The following is a 15,863-nucleotide window of genomic DNA, read 5'->3' as shown; positions in this document are numbered from 1 at the left end:
TGAGGGGAACCTTCACCCGGCCGGACCGAATGCGGGGTCCCCTCACCCGGGAGGACGGACCGCTCATCGGGGGCGGATGGGTCGGTTATCTCGCGTACCCGGATCGCCTGCCGACGACACCGGCGCTGCCGGCCGCCGCGGGCGGCTGGACCGACGTGGTGCTGCGGCTCGACGACGCAGGCTGCTGGTGGTACGAGACGCTGACCGACCGGCCGTGCCCGCCGGACCTGGCCGCCGCCGTGCGCGATCCGCAGATCGCCGGCACCGGCTGGCACATCGACTGGATTCCGCCGGACCGGGCGGCGCACCGGCACGGCGTCGAACAGTGCCTCGAAGCGATCCGGGCCGGTGAGGTGTACCAGGCGTGCGTGTGCGGACGGTTCACCGGCCGGTGGTCCGGCGACCCGCTCGCGTTCTTCGCCGACGCGATCGAGGCCACCCGCCCGAACCGCCGCGGCGACCGCGTCGAATCGGGGCCGATCAAGGGCACGCTGCCGTTGCACCGCGATCCCGCCGAGTTGCGGGCCTCGGTCAAGGACGTCGCCGAGAACGTGATGATCGTCGATCTGGTCCGCAACGACCTCGGCCGGGTCGCCGAGACTGGGACCGTCACCGTTCCCGACCTGCTCGGCGTGCATCCCGCACCCGGTGTGTGGCATCTGGTGTCGACGGTCGGCGCAACCCGCCCCCCCGCCGGTCCCGAACTGAACGTCGCGATCCGCACGGTCGAGTTCGGTGCCGTGGAATCCGGTACCGCCGAGTGCGCGCTCGGGGTCGGCGGGGGCATCACCATCGATTCCGATCCGGACGCCGAGTGGCAGGAATGCCTGGACAAAGCGGCGAGCATCCTGCAGCTCAGCCCGAGCACACGTCCAGACCCCCCGCCGGCAGCTCGAACTGCGGGAGCACCGCGCTGATCTCTCCCGTCGTCGACGAGCAGATGTGCTCGGTGACGTCGTCCGGGTCGAGGCTCCACCGCCGGATCACCCCGTCGCCACCGGCCGCCGTCACCGTGCCGTCCGGCAGGAAGCGCACCTGCCAGCGGCCCACCCCGGTGTCGGTGATGGGTCCGCCCAGCGCCCGCATCGCGCGCGGAGCCGACACATCCCACAGGCGGACGGTTCCGTCGTCGCTGCCGCTGGCCACGACTTCGCCGCCGGGCGACACGGACACCGAATAGACCGTGCCGGTGTGCCCCCGCAACGGCGTGTCCCGTGCGGTGAATCCGCCGTCGTCGCCACGATCCCAGATGACCACCGCGTGATCGTCGCCGCCGGTCGCCAGCACCGACCCGTCCCCGCCGAACGACACCCCGTTGACCCCCGCCTCGTGCCCGCCGGACACCGGCACCGCGGCCGGGCGGTCCGGATCCGCGATGTCCCACGCGTAGATCCGGCCGTCGGCACTGGTCACGACGAGGCTGCGGGCGTCCGGGCTCACGGCCGCGCTGCGCACCAGGTTCGTGGGCCCGGTCAGCGGCCCGCCGCGCGGCACCGGACGCGCCGGATCGGTCACGTTCCACAGGGTCACCGACTGATCGTCGGCACCGGTCACCAGCGTCGCACCGTCCGGGGTGAACGCCAGCTCCCAGGTGAACCGGGTACCCAGGGGCACAGGGTCCCCGAGTGGGCGGGGCCGTGCCGGATCGGCCACATCCCACAATCGGACACTCCCGCCGGAGGTCGGCGCCGTCGCGAGGACCGTCCCCGACGGCGACAAGGCGACGACGGTGGCGCCGCCGAGCGGCCGCGGCAGGTCCATCGAGGCCGCCTGCCGCCAGCGACCGCGCTCGTCGATGCGCCACAGATCGACCACCGAGTCGTAACCGCCGGTCGCGGCGAGCCTGCCGGACCGGTCGGTGGACGGCAGGGTCAGGGCGGAATCGGAGACGCCGACGCGGCCGGGCGGCAATGTCCAGATCCGGATGGTGGCGTCCTGGCCGCCGGTGACGACGGTCTCGCCGTCCGGTGTCACGGCCAGGACGGACAGTCCGCCCCCGTTGCCGGTGAGTCCCGGCTTCAGTTCGTCGACGATCCCGGCGTCCGGGTCGACGGACCACAGCTTCGCGGTGCCGTCCCACGACGCGGACGCGACCGTGCGTCCGTCGGGCAGGAACGTCACCTTCCACACGCCCCCGGTGTGGGCGCGGGCCGGAGGGCCGAGCGGACGGGTCGCCGCGATGTCGGTGGTGTCGAACAGGTGGAGCATGCCGTCGTCGCTGCTCACCACGAGTCTCGTGCCCGCGGGATCGAAGTCCGCGGAGTGCGCGACATCGCCGAACCCGGTCAGCGGCGGTCCGATCGGGGTGGGTGCGGCCGGGTCGGTGACGTCCCACAGCCGGACGCTGCGATCGTCGCTGGTGGTCGCGAGGACCGAACCGTCGGTGCGGAAGACCGCGGTCCGGACGGCGCCGTCGTGGGCGTCGAGCACGGTCACCGGGAAGTCCGGGGTGGTCGTGTCGACGAGGGCGACGGTGCCGTCGTCGTACGGCACCGCCAGCACCCGGCCGTCCGGGGAGTACCGCACGTTGTGCACGACCACGTCGGGCAGCACCCGGCGGTCGAGCAGCACGACAGGTGTGTTCCGGTCGGTGACGTCCCAGATCTGCACGCCACCGTCGGCGCCTCCCGCCGCGAGACGGCGACCGTCGGGGCTGAACGACACCGACGCCATGTAGTCGGGCATCTGTGTCAGCGGCTGCCCGATCGGTTTCGGATCGCTGCGATCGGACAGGTCCCACAGGCGCACGGTGCCGTCGTCGCTGGCCGAGGCGAGAACCGTTCCGTCGGGTGAGACCGCCAGCCCGTACACCGGTCCGGTGTGCCCGTCGAGGGACCGCGCGAGCGGAATCCCCTGGGTGGCGACCAGCCGCGAGTAGGCGATGTCGCTGTCGGGCCGCAGTTGCACCGCGGCCAGCGACAGGTCGGCGGAGGTCGTCGGATCGTCGTCGCGCATGGCGTCGGCGAGTGCGATGACCTGCTGGAATTCTGCGGTACTGCGTTCGTCCTCGGCTCGGTTCTTCGCGGTCCACGCGAGTGTGCCCGTCACGAGCGAGACGATCGTCGAGACGGCGAGCCCGGCGATGATCGCCCGCCGCCACCGGGTGGAGCGTTCGATCTCGCGGCGGGACGCGGCGAGGAAATCGACGGCGGTGGGGCTCAGTGCCGCACCGATCTCCCGCCGGCCGCGACCCACCCGGCTCAGCCGCGCGTCCTGTTCGGTGACGAGATCCATGCGTCCGCGCTGGTAGAGCATGTTCTCGTTGCGTCCGCTCTCGATCCAGTTCGTCGCATCCGCTTCGAGTTGCTGACGCAGCGCCGCCGACGACCGGTCCTCGTGGATCCAGGACTTCAGGCGCGGCCACGCCTCGATCACAGCGTCGTGGATCAGTTCGGCGTGCCCGGCGTCGACGACGACCACGCGGGCGGACACGAAATGGTCGAGAACGCGGTTCGCGGCGGCCCGATCGTCCCCGAGTGCGAGCAGTTGGGTGAGCGGGCGCGCGATCTTCACATCGGTGCCGGTCGTGGTGACGTACACCAGGTGCACCAGCATCGAGCGGGCCAGCTTCCGGCCTCGATCGTCGAGTTCCTTCCAGGCGCGTTCGGCGCTCGCGGCGATCGAGCCCCGCACGCCGCCGGTGACGCGGTATCCGGCGACGGTGAGGCTCCCGCCGCGGCGGCGGTCCCACATGGTGTCGAGCAGGTGCGACAGCAGCGGCAGCTCCGTGCCGCTGATCTCCCCCGCGGTGAGTACTCCGAGGTCGTTGAGGATCAGATCGGCCAGGCCGGGTTCGAGTTTGACGCCGACGAGCTTCGCCGGTTCGGTGATCACATCGGCGAGATCCTCGCGGTGCAGCGGACGCACCGTCTTGGTGCGTCGTTCGAGTGCACGGGCCAGCACCGGATAGGCCACGGCCTGCTCGTAGAAATCCGAGCGCATCGTCCCCACGACCGTCGCCGGGGCGTCCTCGTGGTCGACGGTGGTCGACGCCCGCTCGAGCACGCCCAGGAACTGCGATCGCTCGGTGCGGTCGCTGCACTGGGTGAACAGTTCCTCTGTCTGGTCGACGACGATCAGCAGCGACGAACATCCCATCCGCGTGGCCGCGGCCCGGAGCGCACGCTGAACGGCGACCGCGTCGGCGCGGACCGCAGCGGGATCGGCGAGTTCGGGGATCGCCTCGGCGAGCCGGGCGAGCGGATGCCGTCCCGGGGTCAGCACGACGGGCCGGCAGTCACCGTCCCCGCACAACTCCGGGATCAGCCCGGCCTGCACGAGCGACGACTTGCCGACGCCCGATGCACCGGTCACGATCACCGGTCCGTGGCCGTGCGCCGCGACCGTGACGTCGACGAGTTCGCGCACGCTCTCGGCGCGCCCGAAGAACAGCCACGCGTCCTTCTCCCGGTACGCGGCGAGACCGCGGTACGGACGTACCCCTGCCGGGGGTGCCGGCACGGGTTCGGGCGGTTCGACGGAACGGCCCGGCACCGACGACGTTCCGCGGGCCCGGTCCCACCAGACCTGCCACTGTTTCAGGGAGTACAGCCCCGGTGTGGGCGGTTCCGCGTTCAGTGCGCGGGCGGCGCGGACGAGTGCGACGAGCACCGGACGCACCGTCTCGAAGCTGGCGGGCAGGCGCTTGCCCGAACGCCAGTCGCTGAGCCGCTGCACCGACACCGTGCGATCGCTGCCCATGGCGCGCGCAACGGCCGCGGACTCGGTTTCGACCTTCTTCAGGGGCGGTCGGCCGGCGGCGGCGAACAACATGCGCAACTGGTCCGCGAAGAACTGCCGGGCGTCCGTTTCGGGGAGGCCGTCGCGCTCTGCCATAGCCGCTTCCGCACCTCCCGATCCCGCCGAACCATCTTCGGATGCGAGGAAAACTCCGCTGCGGAAAAATTCCTCACCTACCCTGACCTGGGATGATATCCGTTCCGCAGCATGCTGATGTTGGTTGGGTGGTTTTTGGGGAGCAGAGTCGTCGTCGAAGCGAGAACCGTCTCGCCAGCAGCGTGGCCCCACGCCGATGGGAACTTAGATGTTCGAGGGGTAGTTCCGGTCGGTGTGGGGAAGCGCTGGTCCGGCTCACTGTCCGGCCAAGAGGTGACCATGATCAGTATCGTCGACCGGATCTCCGCCCTGGTTTCCCCGTCCTTCGTCGCGGCAGGCACCGTCGCCGCCTCGGTCCTGCTCATTCTCGCGCTCGGCTGAGCGCGCAACACTGCGCCACTCCGCTCGTCTCCGGGCGGAGTGGGCGCGGCGTGGGCCGCGGCGGGTCAGCGCGTCATGAGCGCGAGCGGGTCATGAGATCGGTCCCCATCGCAGCGGCGGCGAGGCCCAGCACGCAGACCACGATGCCGACGACGACGTTGGACCAGATCATTCCGGTGCTGGTGGTCACACCGGCGACCACCCACGGCGAAACGATCAACCAGACCCCGAGCAGCGGCGCCACGAACGTCATGCCGTGGGTCCGGGCGAGCGCAGTACCGAACGCGGCCGCCAGCAGCGCCACCGCGAGGCCCGTGAACAGGTTGCTCATGGTCAGGTTCATCTGGCCGCTGAAGCCGACGATCCATGCCGAACACGCCGCATAGAGACCGGCCATCATCAGCAATCCGTCGACCACCTGCGCCGGGGGCTGTTCGGCCGCCCGCTCGTAGCGCGCCCGCATCTCGAGAATGTCCGGGTGGGTGCGCATCGCTTCGTGTGCGGATGTGGACATCGTTCTCATCTCCCGGGCCGGCGCACAGGACCGCGGCCCCGCGCGCCGTATCGGTCGTTGGTTGGTGGGACTACCGAGCGATCAACAGGATCGCGATCGAGGAATCAAAAGGCCCATAGACGGCTCCCGAGTCCGGTGTGACCATTCCATTCCACACCCTGGTGGGCCGCAGCAAAAGGGGTGCGTACCCCCGCTCGGGGAGAGATTCCACGTGGCCCGGCGGGCGGTCGCGCTGCTCAGTGGCGCGCCGATTCCTCGGCTGCGGCCTCGTCGTCCAGGTCCTTGCGGAACGCGGCATAGCGGGCGCGGTGCTGCGGCCGGCGGCGCAGGAACGCCCACGCGATCGCGAGCACCACGAACCACACCGGTGTCACCAGCAGCGCCTTCAGCGTGTCCGACTCCTGGGTGAGCGCCCAGATGATGAACACGAAGAAGGCGTAGACGACCCACACCATCGGCACACCGCCGGGCATCTTGAACTTCGAGACCTCGTGCAGGTGCGGTCGGCGTTTCCGGTAGCGCAGGTAGCTCGCCAGGATGATCGACCACACGAACATGAACAGCAGCGCCGAGATCGTCGTGACGAGCGTGAACGCCTCGATCACCGAGTCGCCGGCGAAGAGCAGCACGATCGCGGACAGCAGGAACACGCACGAGAACATCAGCGCGTTGGCCGGTACCTTGCGACGGTTGAGCCGGCCCAGCGCCGCCGGTGCGTCGCCTTCCTGCGCGAGTCCGTACACCATCCGCGACGTCGAATAGATGCCCGAGTTCGCGGACGACGCCGCCGACGTGAGCACCACGAAGTTGATGACGGACGCGGCGATACCGAGGCCGGCGAGGGTGAACATCGCCACGAACGGGCTGCGTCCGGCCTCGATCTCCCGCCACGGCGTCACCGACATGATCACGACCAGCGCCGCGACGTAGAACAGGAGCACACGGATCGGGATCGAGTTGATCGCCTTCGGCAGATTCTTCTCCGGGTCCTTGGCCTCGGCGGCCGTGGTGCCGACCAGCTCGATACCGACGAACGCGAACACCGCGATCTGGAAGCCCGCGACGAACCCCATCGGGCCGGTCGGGAAGAACCCGCCGTCGTTCCACAGGTTGTCGAATCCGGCGGTCGCGCCGTTGGGGGCGGTGAACCCTCCGATGATCATGACCAGACCGACCACGATGAGACTGACGATCGCGACGATCTTGATGAGGGCGAACCAGAATTCGGTCTCGCCGAAGGCCCGGACCGTCGGCAGGTTCAGCAGCAGCAACGCGAGGATCGCCGCCAGCGCGGGAATCCACAGCGGCACGTCCGACCACCAGTACCGCACGTACCCGGAGATCGCGATGATGTCGGCGATCCCGGTGACGATCCAGCAGAACCAGTACGTCCAGCCCGTGAAGAAGCCCGCCCACGGACCCAGCAGGTCCGCCGCGAAATCGGCGAACGACTTGTAGTGCAGGTTCGACAGCAGCAGCTCGCCCATCGCCCGCATGACGAAGAACAACATGAAACCGATGATCATGTACACGAAGATCACCGACGGGCCGGCGAGGGAGATCGTTTTCCCCGACCCCATGAACAGGCCGGTGCCGATGGCACCGCCGATCGCGATGAGCTGGATGTGCCGGTTCGACAGCTGCCGCGAAAGATGCGGTTCGGCGGCGACGGACTCCTGCTGCACTCCCTCACTCATCGCAACGACATTACTGCTGTCCGTTTTGTCCTCGCGCTGCCAGTACCGCGTCGTACAGTTCGCGCTTCGATGCCCCGGCCGTCGCGATCTGCCCGCACGCGTCCTTCAGCCGCATGCCGCCGGCGACGAGCCGCTCGACCTCCTCGACGAGATCCTCGGGGTCGGCGACGTGTGGTGACGCCCCCTCGAGCACGACGGTGATCTCACCGCGCGCACCGTCGACGGCCCATTCGGCGAGCTCCCCGAGCGTGCCGCGGCGCACCTCCTCGTACGTCTTGGTCAGTTCCCGGCACACCGCGGCGCGGCGGTCCGCGCCCAGCACCGCGACCGCGTCGGCCAGGCACGCCGCCAGCCTGTGCGGGGCCTCGAAGAACACCACCGCGCGCGGTTCGGTCACCAGGGTCTGCAGCCAGGTGCGGCGCGGACCGGACTTGCGCGGCGGGAACCCGTCGAAGCAGAACCGTTCGACGGGCAGCCCCGACAGTGCGAGCGCGGTGGTCACCGCGGACGGCCCGGGCAGGCACGTGACGGGCAGATCCGCGGCGACGCACGCGGACACCAGCCGGTATCCGGGGTCGCTGACCGACGGCATGCCCGCATCGGTGACGAGCAGCACCGTCAGTCCCGCCTCGATGTCCGCGATCAGGGCGGGCGCACGCGTCACCTCCACCTGGTCGTAGAAGCTGACGACGCGGCCGGTGATGGTCACACCGAGAGCGGCGGCGAGCGACCGGGTGCGCCGGGTGTCCTCGGCGGCGACGACGTCGGCGGTCGCGAGGGCTTCGCGGAGCCTGCTCGAGGCGTCCCCGATATCGCCCATCGGAGTCGCCGCCAGCACGAGCCGTCCCTGTCCCGGATTCTCTGCCTGCATGCGTATCAGCCTACGATCGGACCGTGACCGTGACGGACGAGCGCCCCGCCGAGGCCCCCGACCGCCGCCTTCTGAGCCCGGGCCCGCTGGTGCCCCCTGCCGATCCCGGTCCGGTCGACCGGGCGCGCGGCTGGGTCGTGACCGCGTTCGTCACCGCGCTCGCCGCGATCACCCGCTTCGCGATGCTCCACTACCCCACCGACGCGAAGACGCCGGTGTTCGACGAGAAGCACTACGTGCCGCAGGGCTGGCAGGTGCTCACCGGCGGCTGGATCGAGGACAACCCCGGCTACGGGCTGGTGGTGCATCCGCCGGTCGGAAAACAGCTCATCGCGGTCGGCGAGGCCCTGTTCGGTTACAACGGCTGGGGCTGGCGGTTCTCCTCGGCGGTCGCGGGCACGATCCTGGTGCTGCTGGTGGTGCGCGTCGTCCGCCGGATGACCCGCTCGACCCTGCTCGGCGGGCTCGCCGGGGTGCTGCTCGTCGTCGACGGTGTCACGTTCGTCTCGTCGCGGATGGGGATGCTCGACATCTTCCAGGCGGTGTTCGTCGTCGGTGCGTTCGGCTGCCTGATCGTGGACCGCGACGAGGTCCGTGCCCGGATGGCGCGGGTCGTCGCCGAGGGCCGCATCGCGGTCAGCGACTGGGGGCCGCGGCTCGGGATCCGCTGGTGGCGGTTCGGTGCGGGTGTGCTGCTGGGCCTCGCCGTCGGCACCAAATGGTCCGGCGCGTACTTCATCGCGTTCTTCGGGTTGATGTCGGTGGCGTTCGACCTCGCCGCGCGCCGCTCCTACGGGGTGCGGCGGCCGTGGGTGGGTACCGCGCTGCGCGACATCGGCCCGGCCCTGTACGCGCTGGTGCTGATCCCGCTGGGTGTGTATCTGTCCACCTACTGGGCGTGGTTCGCCAGCGAAACCGGCGTGGACCGGCACGCCGTGGGCACGAAGATCGGCACCGACGGCCCGTTCTCGTTCGTGCCGGATTCGCTGCGGTCGCTGTGGTACTACAGCGCGAACGTGCTCGAGTTCCACTCCGGGCTGACCAATTCGGCCGGCAACCATCACCCGTGGGAGTCGAAACCGTGGACGTGGCCGATGGGGTTGCGGCCGATGCTGTACTACTTCGCCGACGGCGACCGCATCCGCGGCTGCGGCGAAGACGAATGCGTCAAGGCCGTGATGCTCATCGGCACCCCCACCCTGTGGTGGGTGTCGCTGGCGATGGTCGCGTGGGGCCTGTGGCAGATCGTGGTGCGCCGCGACTGGCGGTGGGCGGCCGTGCTCACCGGCTACGGCGCGGCGCTGCTGCCGTGGTTCGCGACCCTCGACCGGCAGATGTACTACTTCTATGCGGTGCCGCTGGCGCCGTTCCTGGTGATGGGCGTGACACTCGTGCTCGGTGATGTACTCGGCTCGGCGCGGGCGTCGCGGGAACGGCGCTCGACGGGCCTGCTCGTCGTGTGCCTGTACGTGGGTCTGGTCGTCGCGAACTTCGTGTGGTTGTGGCCGATCCTGACCGGAGTGCCGATCACGGTCGACCATTGGCACGACCAGTTGTGGCTGCCGAGCTGGCGCTGACGGCCACCGTCCGCGCTCGCCGCCGATCCGGTCAGTACCAGTCGTCGAACAGCGTTGCGTCCGGCGAGTCCGGCCGGCGATCGTCGTCGGTGTAGTGGACACCCCCGAAGTTCGTGGCGACCCGCCGGGCCACCGCCGGCATGAGCAGGCGCATCTCCGTGATCCGCTCCTCCAGCCGGGCCGGGTCGAACGGCGCGGCCGGGATCTCCACGGTTCCGACCAGCCGGTCCTCGACGATGAGCGCGCGCATCCCCGGTTCGGGCCGGAGCCTGTCCACCCAGTGCGCGGCCCCGATCCGATCGGTGATCCGGTGCAGGAGCGGGGTCCACACCCGGATCGCCGGCACGGTGCGGTCGACGATCACGAAGATGACCTGCGAGTCGAGAACCAGCACGAAGTCGCCGTCGGCGTCGATGCTGGCGGGCCGGCCCAGGACGTGCGCGAGCGCATCGCCGACACGGGCGCGCAGGTCGTCGTACCACTGCGCTCCGTCGACGCCGTGGGGCGATCCGACCTGCACGAACGCGGGTTCGACGACGTCCCAGCGTTCGCGCAGCACGCTCACCACCCACGAGGCGACGGCGTCGGGGTCGCCGAGTGTCGCGGGTGTGCGGGGCGGGCACCACGGCGGCGCGATCGGGCCGCGGCCCTCCGGCGGGGCCAGAATGCTCGCGTGCGCCCCGACGCCCGGCCGGCGTTCGATCCTCATCCCGGCGACCGGCGTCAGCGCCGTGTCCGCACGCAGCTCGACGACGTCGCCGTCCGGTAGCGCACCGATGCTTCGGGCCATCTGCGACCGGAACCGGGCCCAGGCGAGCTCGACCGATTCGTCGAAGTGGTCGATGTCGTTCACGAACATCTCCTCTCGCAGTAAACCGCGGGCAGCGTCACGCTACTGCGAGGGACCGACAATCAGGTCGCGGCGCGCGTGGGACGCAGCCACAGATCCCGGGTGCGGGGCAGAGCGCTGCTCCCGTCCGCGGCCGGGCGCACCGCGAGGACCTGGTGGACGGTGAGCCGGTTCGGCACCTCGAATCCGAGGGCGCTCGCGGTCAGGTACAGCAGCCACGTGCGGGCCCGTTCCTCACCGACCGATCGCACCGCCTCGTCCCACGATCCGAGCAGGTTCGACACCCACGCGCGCAGCGTCAGCGCATAGTGCTCCCGCAGCGATTCGCTGTCCCGCACTTCCAGGCCGGTTCGTTCGAACGCGTCGATCGTCTTGCTGAGCGGCAGCACCTCGCCGTCCGGGAAGATGTAACGGTCGATGAACGACGGTGCCCGCCCGGTCCGGTCCGGCAGCGAGCGCACCCGCGCGATCGCATGGTTGAGGAGCCGGCCGCCGGGCCGCAGCAGCGCGTACAGGTCCGCCGCGTACAGCGGCAGGTTCACCAGCCCCACGTGCTCGGCCATACCGACGCTCGCGATCGCGTCGAACGGGCCGTCGTCGATGTCGCGGTAGTCCTGCAACCGGATCCCGATCCGGTCGGACAGACCGGCCCGGGCGATGCGGGTCGTCGCCAGGTCGCGTTGTTCGCGGCTGAGCGTCACCCCGACCACGTCGACGGCGTACTCGCGGGCGGCGTGCATCGCCAGCGACCCCCACCCGCAGCCGACGTCGAGCAGCCGCATCCCGGGTTCGAGGCCCAGCTTGCGGCACACCAGATCGCACTTGTCCAGCTGGGCGGTGTCCAGCCCGGCCTTCTCGTCCGCCCAGTAGCCGCACGAGTAGACCATGCTCGGGCCGAGGAACAACCGGTAGAAGTCGTTGCCGACGTCGTAGTGGTGCGACACCGATTCCGAGTCGCGGTCCCTGCTGTGCCGGGTCCCGCGACGGTTGCGGATCTCGACGGCGGGTGGCCGCGGGGGCGGCCCGACCGCACCGAGCCGCACGAAGGTCGCGGCGGCGCGGGCCACCGTGCGCGGCCGCAGCCCGCCGAGCCGGTGGTCGCCGATCCGGGCGACGAGGTCCGGCACCCCCAGCAGCGCGTACAGGTCGCCGTCGATGTCGAGGTCACCGGAGATGTAGGCGCGGGTGAGTCCGAGTTCGTTGGGTGCCCAGAGGATGCGGCGAAGTGCGCGCCGGCTGCGGAACACGACCCGGGCCTGCGTGTCCGTGTCGGGCGGCCCGGCCTCGGAGCCGTCCCAGCACCGCACGTGGACGGGTAACGGGACCCCGAGCAGGGATTCGAAGGCCGACAAGAGCCGGGGTGCAGCCGACTTCATGATCATCACTGTCGCGCACCGGCGGCGACGACACGCGGTGAACGGTCAACCTTCCTCGACGGAAGCGATCGGCGCCGCGAGCACTCCCACCGTCCGGCCCCGCTCGACCATGTCGACGATCGCGAATCCCGCCTCCGACAGCAGGGCGCTGATCCGCATCGAGACCGGTCCGGTCGCGGTGCCGGGCGGCGGTTCGTCGAACACCCACAGTTCCCCGCCCGGACGCAGCAACGGCGCCGCCGCCGAGGCTACGGCCGGATCGCCGGTGCGGAACGCGGGCACATCGATCGCGAAGATCAGATCGAACGAATCGTCGCCGGGAATGTCCGGGAACCGGGCGACCCGCAGCTCGACACCGTCGCCGGGATTGCGGCGCCGGGCACGGTCGACCTGGATCGCCGAGCGGTCGATGCCGACGACCGTGCCGTCGGGGCCGATGCGCTCCCGCACCAGCGCCACTGCCACCCCGCCTCCGCATCCGATCTCGAGCACCCGGGTACCGGGCCGCGGGGCCATCGCCTCGACCGCGAACGCGATGCGGTCCGGGACCGCCCTCATCCGGTCCGCCGCAGCGTCCGCTGCGGGGGCCGGTACATCAGCGGGTCGTGGGAGAGGTCGCGGTACAGGGAGACACACAATCCGACCATGACGACCACGAACGGTGCCGCGGCGATGATCGTCATGGTCTGCAGGGCACCGAGTGCTTCGGACCCGCCGGTCCACAGCAGCAGCGCGGCGACCCCGCCGGTGAGCGCACCCCAGAACACGACGATCCAGCGGCTCGGCGACAGCGTTCCGTGCTGGGTGAGGGTGCCCATCACCATCGACGCGGCATCGGCGCCGGAGACGAAGAAGATCCCGACCAGCAGCATCACGACGACCGTGGACACCCCGACGAGCGGCAGGTTGCCGAGCACGCCGAACAGTTGTTCCTCGAGACTGCCCGCGCCGGCGATGTCGAGGCCGGCCTCCTGCTGGCCGATGGCCGCGCCGCCGAACACCGCGAACCACAGCAGGCTGACGATGCTGGGCACGATGATGACGCCGACGACGAACTGCCGGACGGTGCGGCCCCGGCTGATGCGGGCCAGGAACATGCCGACGAACGGGGTCCACGAGATCCACCACGCCCAGTAGAAGATCGTCCACGACGAAAGCCACTCTCCCGCTTCGGGACTCGATGCGGCGGTGCGCGCGGACATGCGGGCGAGGTCCGCGGCGTACGCGCCGAGGGTCGTCGGGACGAGATTGAGGATCAGCACGGTCGGGCCCAGCACGAATACGAACAGGGCGAGCCCGAGCGCCAGCACCATGTTGATGTTCGACAGCCACTGGATGCCCTTGGCGACACCGGAGACGGCCGACGCGATGAACGCGAGCGTCAGGATCGCGACGATCGCGACGAGCAGCAGGACGCCCGCCTCCTCCATCCATCCCGTGACCTCGAAACCGGAACCGATCTGGAGGGCACCGAGCCCGAGGGAGGCGGCCGTGCCGAACAGCGTCGCATACAGCGCGAGAATGTCGATGACCTTGCCGATCGGGCCTTCCGCGCGCCGGCCGAGCAACGGCACGAACGCCGAACTGATCAGCTGCTTGCGACCTTTCCGGTATGTGCCGTACGCGATCGACAGACCCACGACCGCGTAGATCGACCACGGGTGCAGGCTCCAGTGGAACATCGTCGTGGCCATCGCCGTCCCGGCGCCGCCGGTGGTGCGGGGCGGCGGCGACACGTAGTGCGAGAGCGGTTCGGCGACACCGTAGAACATCAGGCCGATGCCCATGCCGGCGCTGAACATCATCGCGATCCAGCTGACCGTGCGGAACTCGGGTTTCTCCCCGTCCTTGCCGAGCGGAATCGTCCCGTACCGGCTCACCGCGAGCCACAGCGCGAAGATCACGAATCCGCTGGCGGTCAGGACGAAGAGCCAGCCGAGGTCCTCGACGAGCCCGTCCAGTACCCGCCCGGTCACCGTGTTCAGGTTGGCGGGTGCGATCAGGCCCCAGACGACGATGCCGACGACGAGAGCCGCGGCGACACCGAACACGACGCGGTCCGTCGACGCTCGTCCGTCCCGGTCGCCCGCGGGCCGGGACGGACGGCCGGGGTCGGGACCACCGGTGGCGGGGCGGCCGTTGGACAACGGCGCACCGGATGTTCCGGGCTCGGGTGTCGAGCCGGTTCGATCCGCAGGCACTGTCATGGATCAAAACTGGTCCACAACCGGGCCGGGCGCAAGCACCTGTCTCCGCAATCGCCGACGAAAAAGACACCCTGATCAGGACGTATCCGACCTGGGTTACGAATCGGACACGCCGGAGGTGTCAGGCTCCGCGCACGGCCGCGACGACGAACTCGAGGATTTCGTCGTCGGACATGCCGAGGGCCCGCAGTTCCGCGACGTAGGTGGTGGTGGCCTGCTGGGCGAGTGTGAGCGTCGGATCGCCCGAGGCGGCGGCCGCGACGAACGTGCCCGCGCGACCTCTCGTCTCGAGAACCCCGGCCTGTTCGAGTTCCCGATAGGTCTTGGCGACGGTGTTGGGTGCGATTCCGAGATGTTCGGCGAGGCCGCGCACCGTCGGCAGTTTCGTGCCGGCGATCAGTTCGTCGCGGCGCACCAGTTCCACGATGCGCCGGCGCAACTGTTCGAACGGAGGGGTCGGGGAGCTCTGGTCGATGGCGATGTCGAGCACGCGAGCAGGCTACCAGCGCGCAACGCACCGGCCCCGGACGTCACTGCCCGGGGCCGGTGGAAACCGCGTGTCGCGTGTGACGGATCAGACACGCACCTTGTCGAGATCGTCGTCGTCCGAGCCCTTCGCGTAGGTACCCTTCTCGAGCAGGTCGCGGATCTGGATGAGCAGGTCCGTTTCGCTCAGCGGCTTGTCCTCCGACTCCTTCGGCGGAGCGAAGCGGTGCTTGGCGGCGTTGACCGGGACGATGAGCACGAAGTACACCACCGCGGCGATGATCACGAAGTTGATCACGGCCGTGACGACGGCCCCGACGTTGATGAAAGTCTCAGGGCTGGAAGTGATCTGGAAACCCCAGCCGTACTCGTTGGCACCGCCGACCGCGGAAACGAGCGGATTGACGATGTTGTTGGTGAAGGCCGTGACGATCGCGGTGAAGGCTGCACCGACGACGACTGCGACCGCCAGCTCCACCACGTTCCCACGCAGCAGGAAATCCCTGAAACCCTTGAGCATGTCCCCCGTCGCCTCCCTATCGGCATTACGTATGTATCGGCTGTTTCGACGGGCGAAAATCGTATGCCCCGCGCACACGACCTTCAACACCGGCATTTGCGACATCCGTGTCGCTCGGCCCGCGGATGCGACGCACGGCACAATGGCGTCATGGCCAAGACCGCGACGATCTACCACAACCCCCGTTGCAGCACGTCCCGCAACACCTTGAAGGTTCTCCAGGAGGCCGGCATCGAGCCGACCGTCGTGAAGTACCTCGAGACGCCGCCGTCCCGGGACGGACTGCGCAAGCTTCTCGACGACGCGGGCCTGAAGCCCAGCGAGGCGATCCGCACGAAGGAATCGTTGTTCGCCGAACTGAACCTGGCCGACGCGTCCGAGGACGAACTGATCGACGCGATGGCGGAGAATCCGATCCTCATCGAGCGGCCGATCGTCGTCACCGACAAGGGCACCGTCCTGGCTCGTCCCGTCGACAAGGTCCGCGAGATCCTCTGAGCCCCCGCGTCCACGCCTCTACCCGGAGGCGTGGACGTCCTCGTCGGACT

Annotated in this window: 13 protein-coding genes; 3 read left to right on the top strand and 10 right to left on the bottom strand. The window is 69.8% G+C overall.

Features of this window, described 5'->3' with window-relative positions; genetic code table 11:
- On the top strand, positions 1–917 hold a 917-nt coding region (locus A8G15_RS25585), incomplete at its 5' end, for a chorismate-binding protein (protein ID WP_156665564.1).
- On the opposite strand, the gene A8G15_RS25580 is transcribed toward A8G15_RS25585, so the two are convergent.
- The 4 genes from A8G15_RS25580 to rsmI all read right to left on the bottom strand — a co-directional run bounded on the left by A8G15_RS25580 (position 856) and on the right by rsmI (position 8,299).
- A complete protein-coding gene (locus A8G15_RS25580) occupies positions 856–4,836 on the bottom strand; it encodes a WD40 repeat domain-containing protein (protein ID WP_068165837.1) in 3,981 nt (1,326 codons plus the stop codon). The genes A8G15_RS25585 and A8G15_RS25580 overlap by 62 nt on opposite strands.
- Before the next feature lie 454 nt (positions 4,837–5,290).
- Positions 5,291–5,731 carry an SPW repeat protein gene (locus A8G15_RS25575; RefSeq protein ID WP_211270243.1) on the bottom strand — a complete coding sequence of 147 codons (441 nt, stop codon included), beginning with the start codon at positions 5,729–5,731 and terminating at the stop codon, positions 5,291–5,293.
- Between the two features lie 236 nt (positions 5,732–5,967).
- Complete coding sequence (gene cycA / locus A8G15_RS25570) at positions 5,968–7,428, bottom strand: D-serine/D-alanine/glycine transporter (RefSeq protein ID WP_068165832.1); 1,461 nt, start codon at positions 7,426–7,428, stop codon at positions 5,968–5,970.
- 10 nt (positions 7,429–7,438) lie between these two features.
- Positions 7,439–8,299 carry a 16S rRNA (cytidine(1402)-2'-O)-methyltransferase gene (gene rsmI / locus A8G15_RS25565; protein WP_068165830.1) on the bottom strand — a complete coding sequence of 287 codons (861 nt, stop codon included), beginning with the start codon at positions 8,297–8,299 and terminating at the stop codon, positions 7,439–7,441.
- A gap of 23 nt (positions 8,300–8,322) precedes the next feature.
- Between rsmI and A8G15_RS25560 the strand changes: the two genes are divergently transcribed.
- The gene (locus tag A8G15_RS25560) at positions 8,323–9,876 is read left to right on the top strand and encodes a dolichyl-phosphate-mannose--protein mannosyltransferase (protein ID WP_068165828.1); all 1,554 of its coding nucleotides are present in this window, start codon (positions 8,323–8,325) and stop codon (positions 9,874–9,876) included.
- A 31-nt stretch (positions 9,877–9,907) separates the two neighbouring features.
- On the opposite strand, the gene A8G15_RS25555 is transcribed toward A8G15_RS25560, so the two are convergent.
- The 6 genes from A8G15_RS25555 to mscL all read right to left on the bottom strand — a co-directional run bounded on the left by A8G15_RS25555 (position 9,908) and on the right by mscL (position 15,315).
- A complete protein-coding gene (locus A8G15_RS25555) occupies positions 9,908–10,729 on the bottom strand; it encodes a T3SS (YopN, CesT) and YbjN peptide-binding chaperone 1 (protein ID WP_156665563.1) in 822 nt (273 codons plus the stop codon).
- A gap of 59 nt (positions 10,730–10,788) precedes the next feature.
- Positions 10,789–12,102 (bottom strand): class I SAM-dependent methyltransferase, encoded by a 1,314-nt coding sequence (locus A8G15_RS25550; protein ID WP_068165842.1) that lies wholly within the window; start codon positions 12,100–12,102, stop codon positions 10,789–10,791.
- 45 nt (positions 12,103–12,147) lie between these two features.
- Positions 12,148–12,660, bottom strand: a complete 513-nt coding sequence (locus tag A8G15_RS25545) for a class I SAM-dependent methyltransferase (RefSeq protein WP_068165825.1) — start codon at positions 12,658–12,660, stop codon at positions 12,148–12,150.
- On the bottom strand, positions 12,657–14,309 hold the full coding sequence (locus A8G15_RS25540) for a BCCT family transporter (protein ID WP_082900160.1): 1,653 nt from the start codon (positions 14,307–14,309) through the stop codon (positions 12,657–12,659). Before A8G15_RS25540 ends, A8G15_RS25545 begins: the two co-directional genes overlap by 4 nt.
- A gap of 121 nt (positions 14,310–14,430) precedes the next feature.
- Positions 14,431–14,799, bottom strand: coding sequence for a GntR family transcriptional regulator (locus tag A8G15_RS25535; protein WP_068165821.1), 369 nt, complete (start codon positions 14,797–14,799; stop codon positions 14,431–14,433).
- A gap of 84 nt (positions 14,800–14,883) precedes the next feature.
- Positions 14,884–15,315: a large conductance mechanosensitive channel protein MscL gene (gene mscL / locus A8G15_RS25530; protein WP_068165819.1), complete on the bottom strand. Its 432-nt coding sequence runs from the start codon at positions 15,313–15,315 to the stop codon at positions 14,884–14,886.
- A gap of 150 nt (positions 15,316–15,465) precedes the next feature.
- Here mscL and arsC point away from each other — a divergent pair, with 150 nt between their 5' ends.
- A complete protein-coding gene (gene arsC, locus A8G15_RS25525) occupies positions 15,466–15,813 on the top strand; it encodes an arsenate reductase (glutaredoxin) (protein WP_068165816.1) in 348 nt (115 codons plus the stop codon).
- Positions 15,814–15,863 lie beyond the last annotated feature (50 nt).

This window comes from Rhodococcus phenolicus, from assembly GCF_001646785.1.
GTDB classification, from domain to species: domain Bacteria; phylum Actinomycetota; class Actinomycetes; order Mycobacteriales; family Mycobacteriaceae; genus Rhodococcus; species Rhodococcus phenolicus.
This window is presented reverse-complemented; position numbering and strand designations above follow the sequence as displayed.

Coding starts and splice junctions, on each gene's coding strand:
- rsmI (WP_068165830.1), bottom strand. CDS start 8,299: ATGCAGGCAGAGAATCCGGGACAGGGACGGCTCGTGCTGGCGGCGACT.
- arsC (WP_068165816.1), top strand. CDS start 15,466: ATGGCCAAGACCGCGACGATCTACCACAACCCCCGTTGCAGCACGTCC.
- A8G15_RS25575 (WP_211270243.1), bottom strand. CDS start 5,731: ATGTCCACATCCGCACACGAAGCGATGCGCACCCACCCGGACATTCTC.
- A8G15_RS25550 (WP_068165842.1), bottom strand. CDS start 12,102: ATGAAGTCGGCTGCACCCCGGCTCTTGTCGGCCTTCGAATCCCTGCTC.
- A8G15_RS25580 (WP_068165837.1), bottom strand. CDS start 4,836: ATGGCAGAGCGCGACGGCCTCCCCGAAACGGACGCCCGGCAGTTCTTC.
- cycA (WP_068165832.1), bottom strand. CDS start 7,428: ATGAGTGAGGGAGTGCAGCAGGAGTCCGTCGCCGCCGAACCGCATCTT.
- mscL (WP_068165819.1), bottom strand. CDS start 15,315: ATGCTCAAGGGTTTCAGGGATTTCCTGCTGCGTGGGAACGTGGTGGAG.
- A8G15_RS25545 (WP_068165825.1), bottom strand. CDS start 12,660: ATGAGGGCGGTCCCGGACCGCATCGCGTTCGCGGTCGAGGCGATGGCC.
- A8G15_RS25540 (WP_082900160.1), bottom strand. CDS start 14,309: ATGACAGTGCCTGCGGATCGAACCGGCTCGACACCCGAGCCCGGAACA.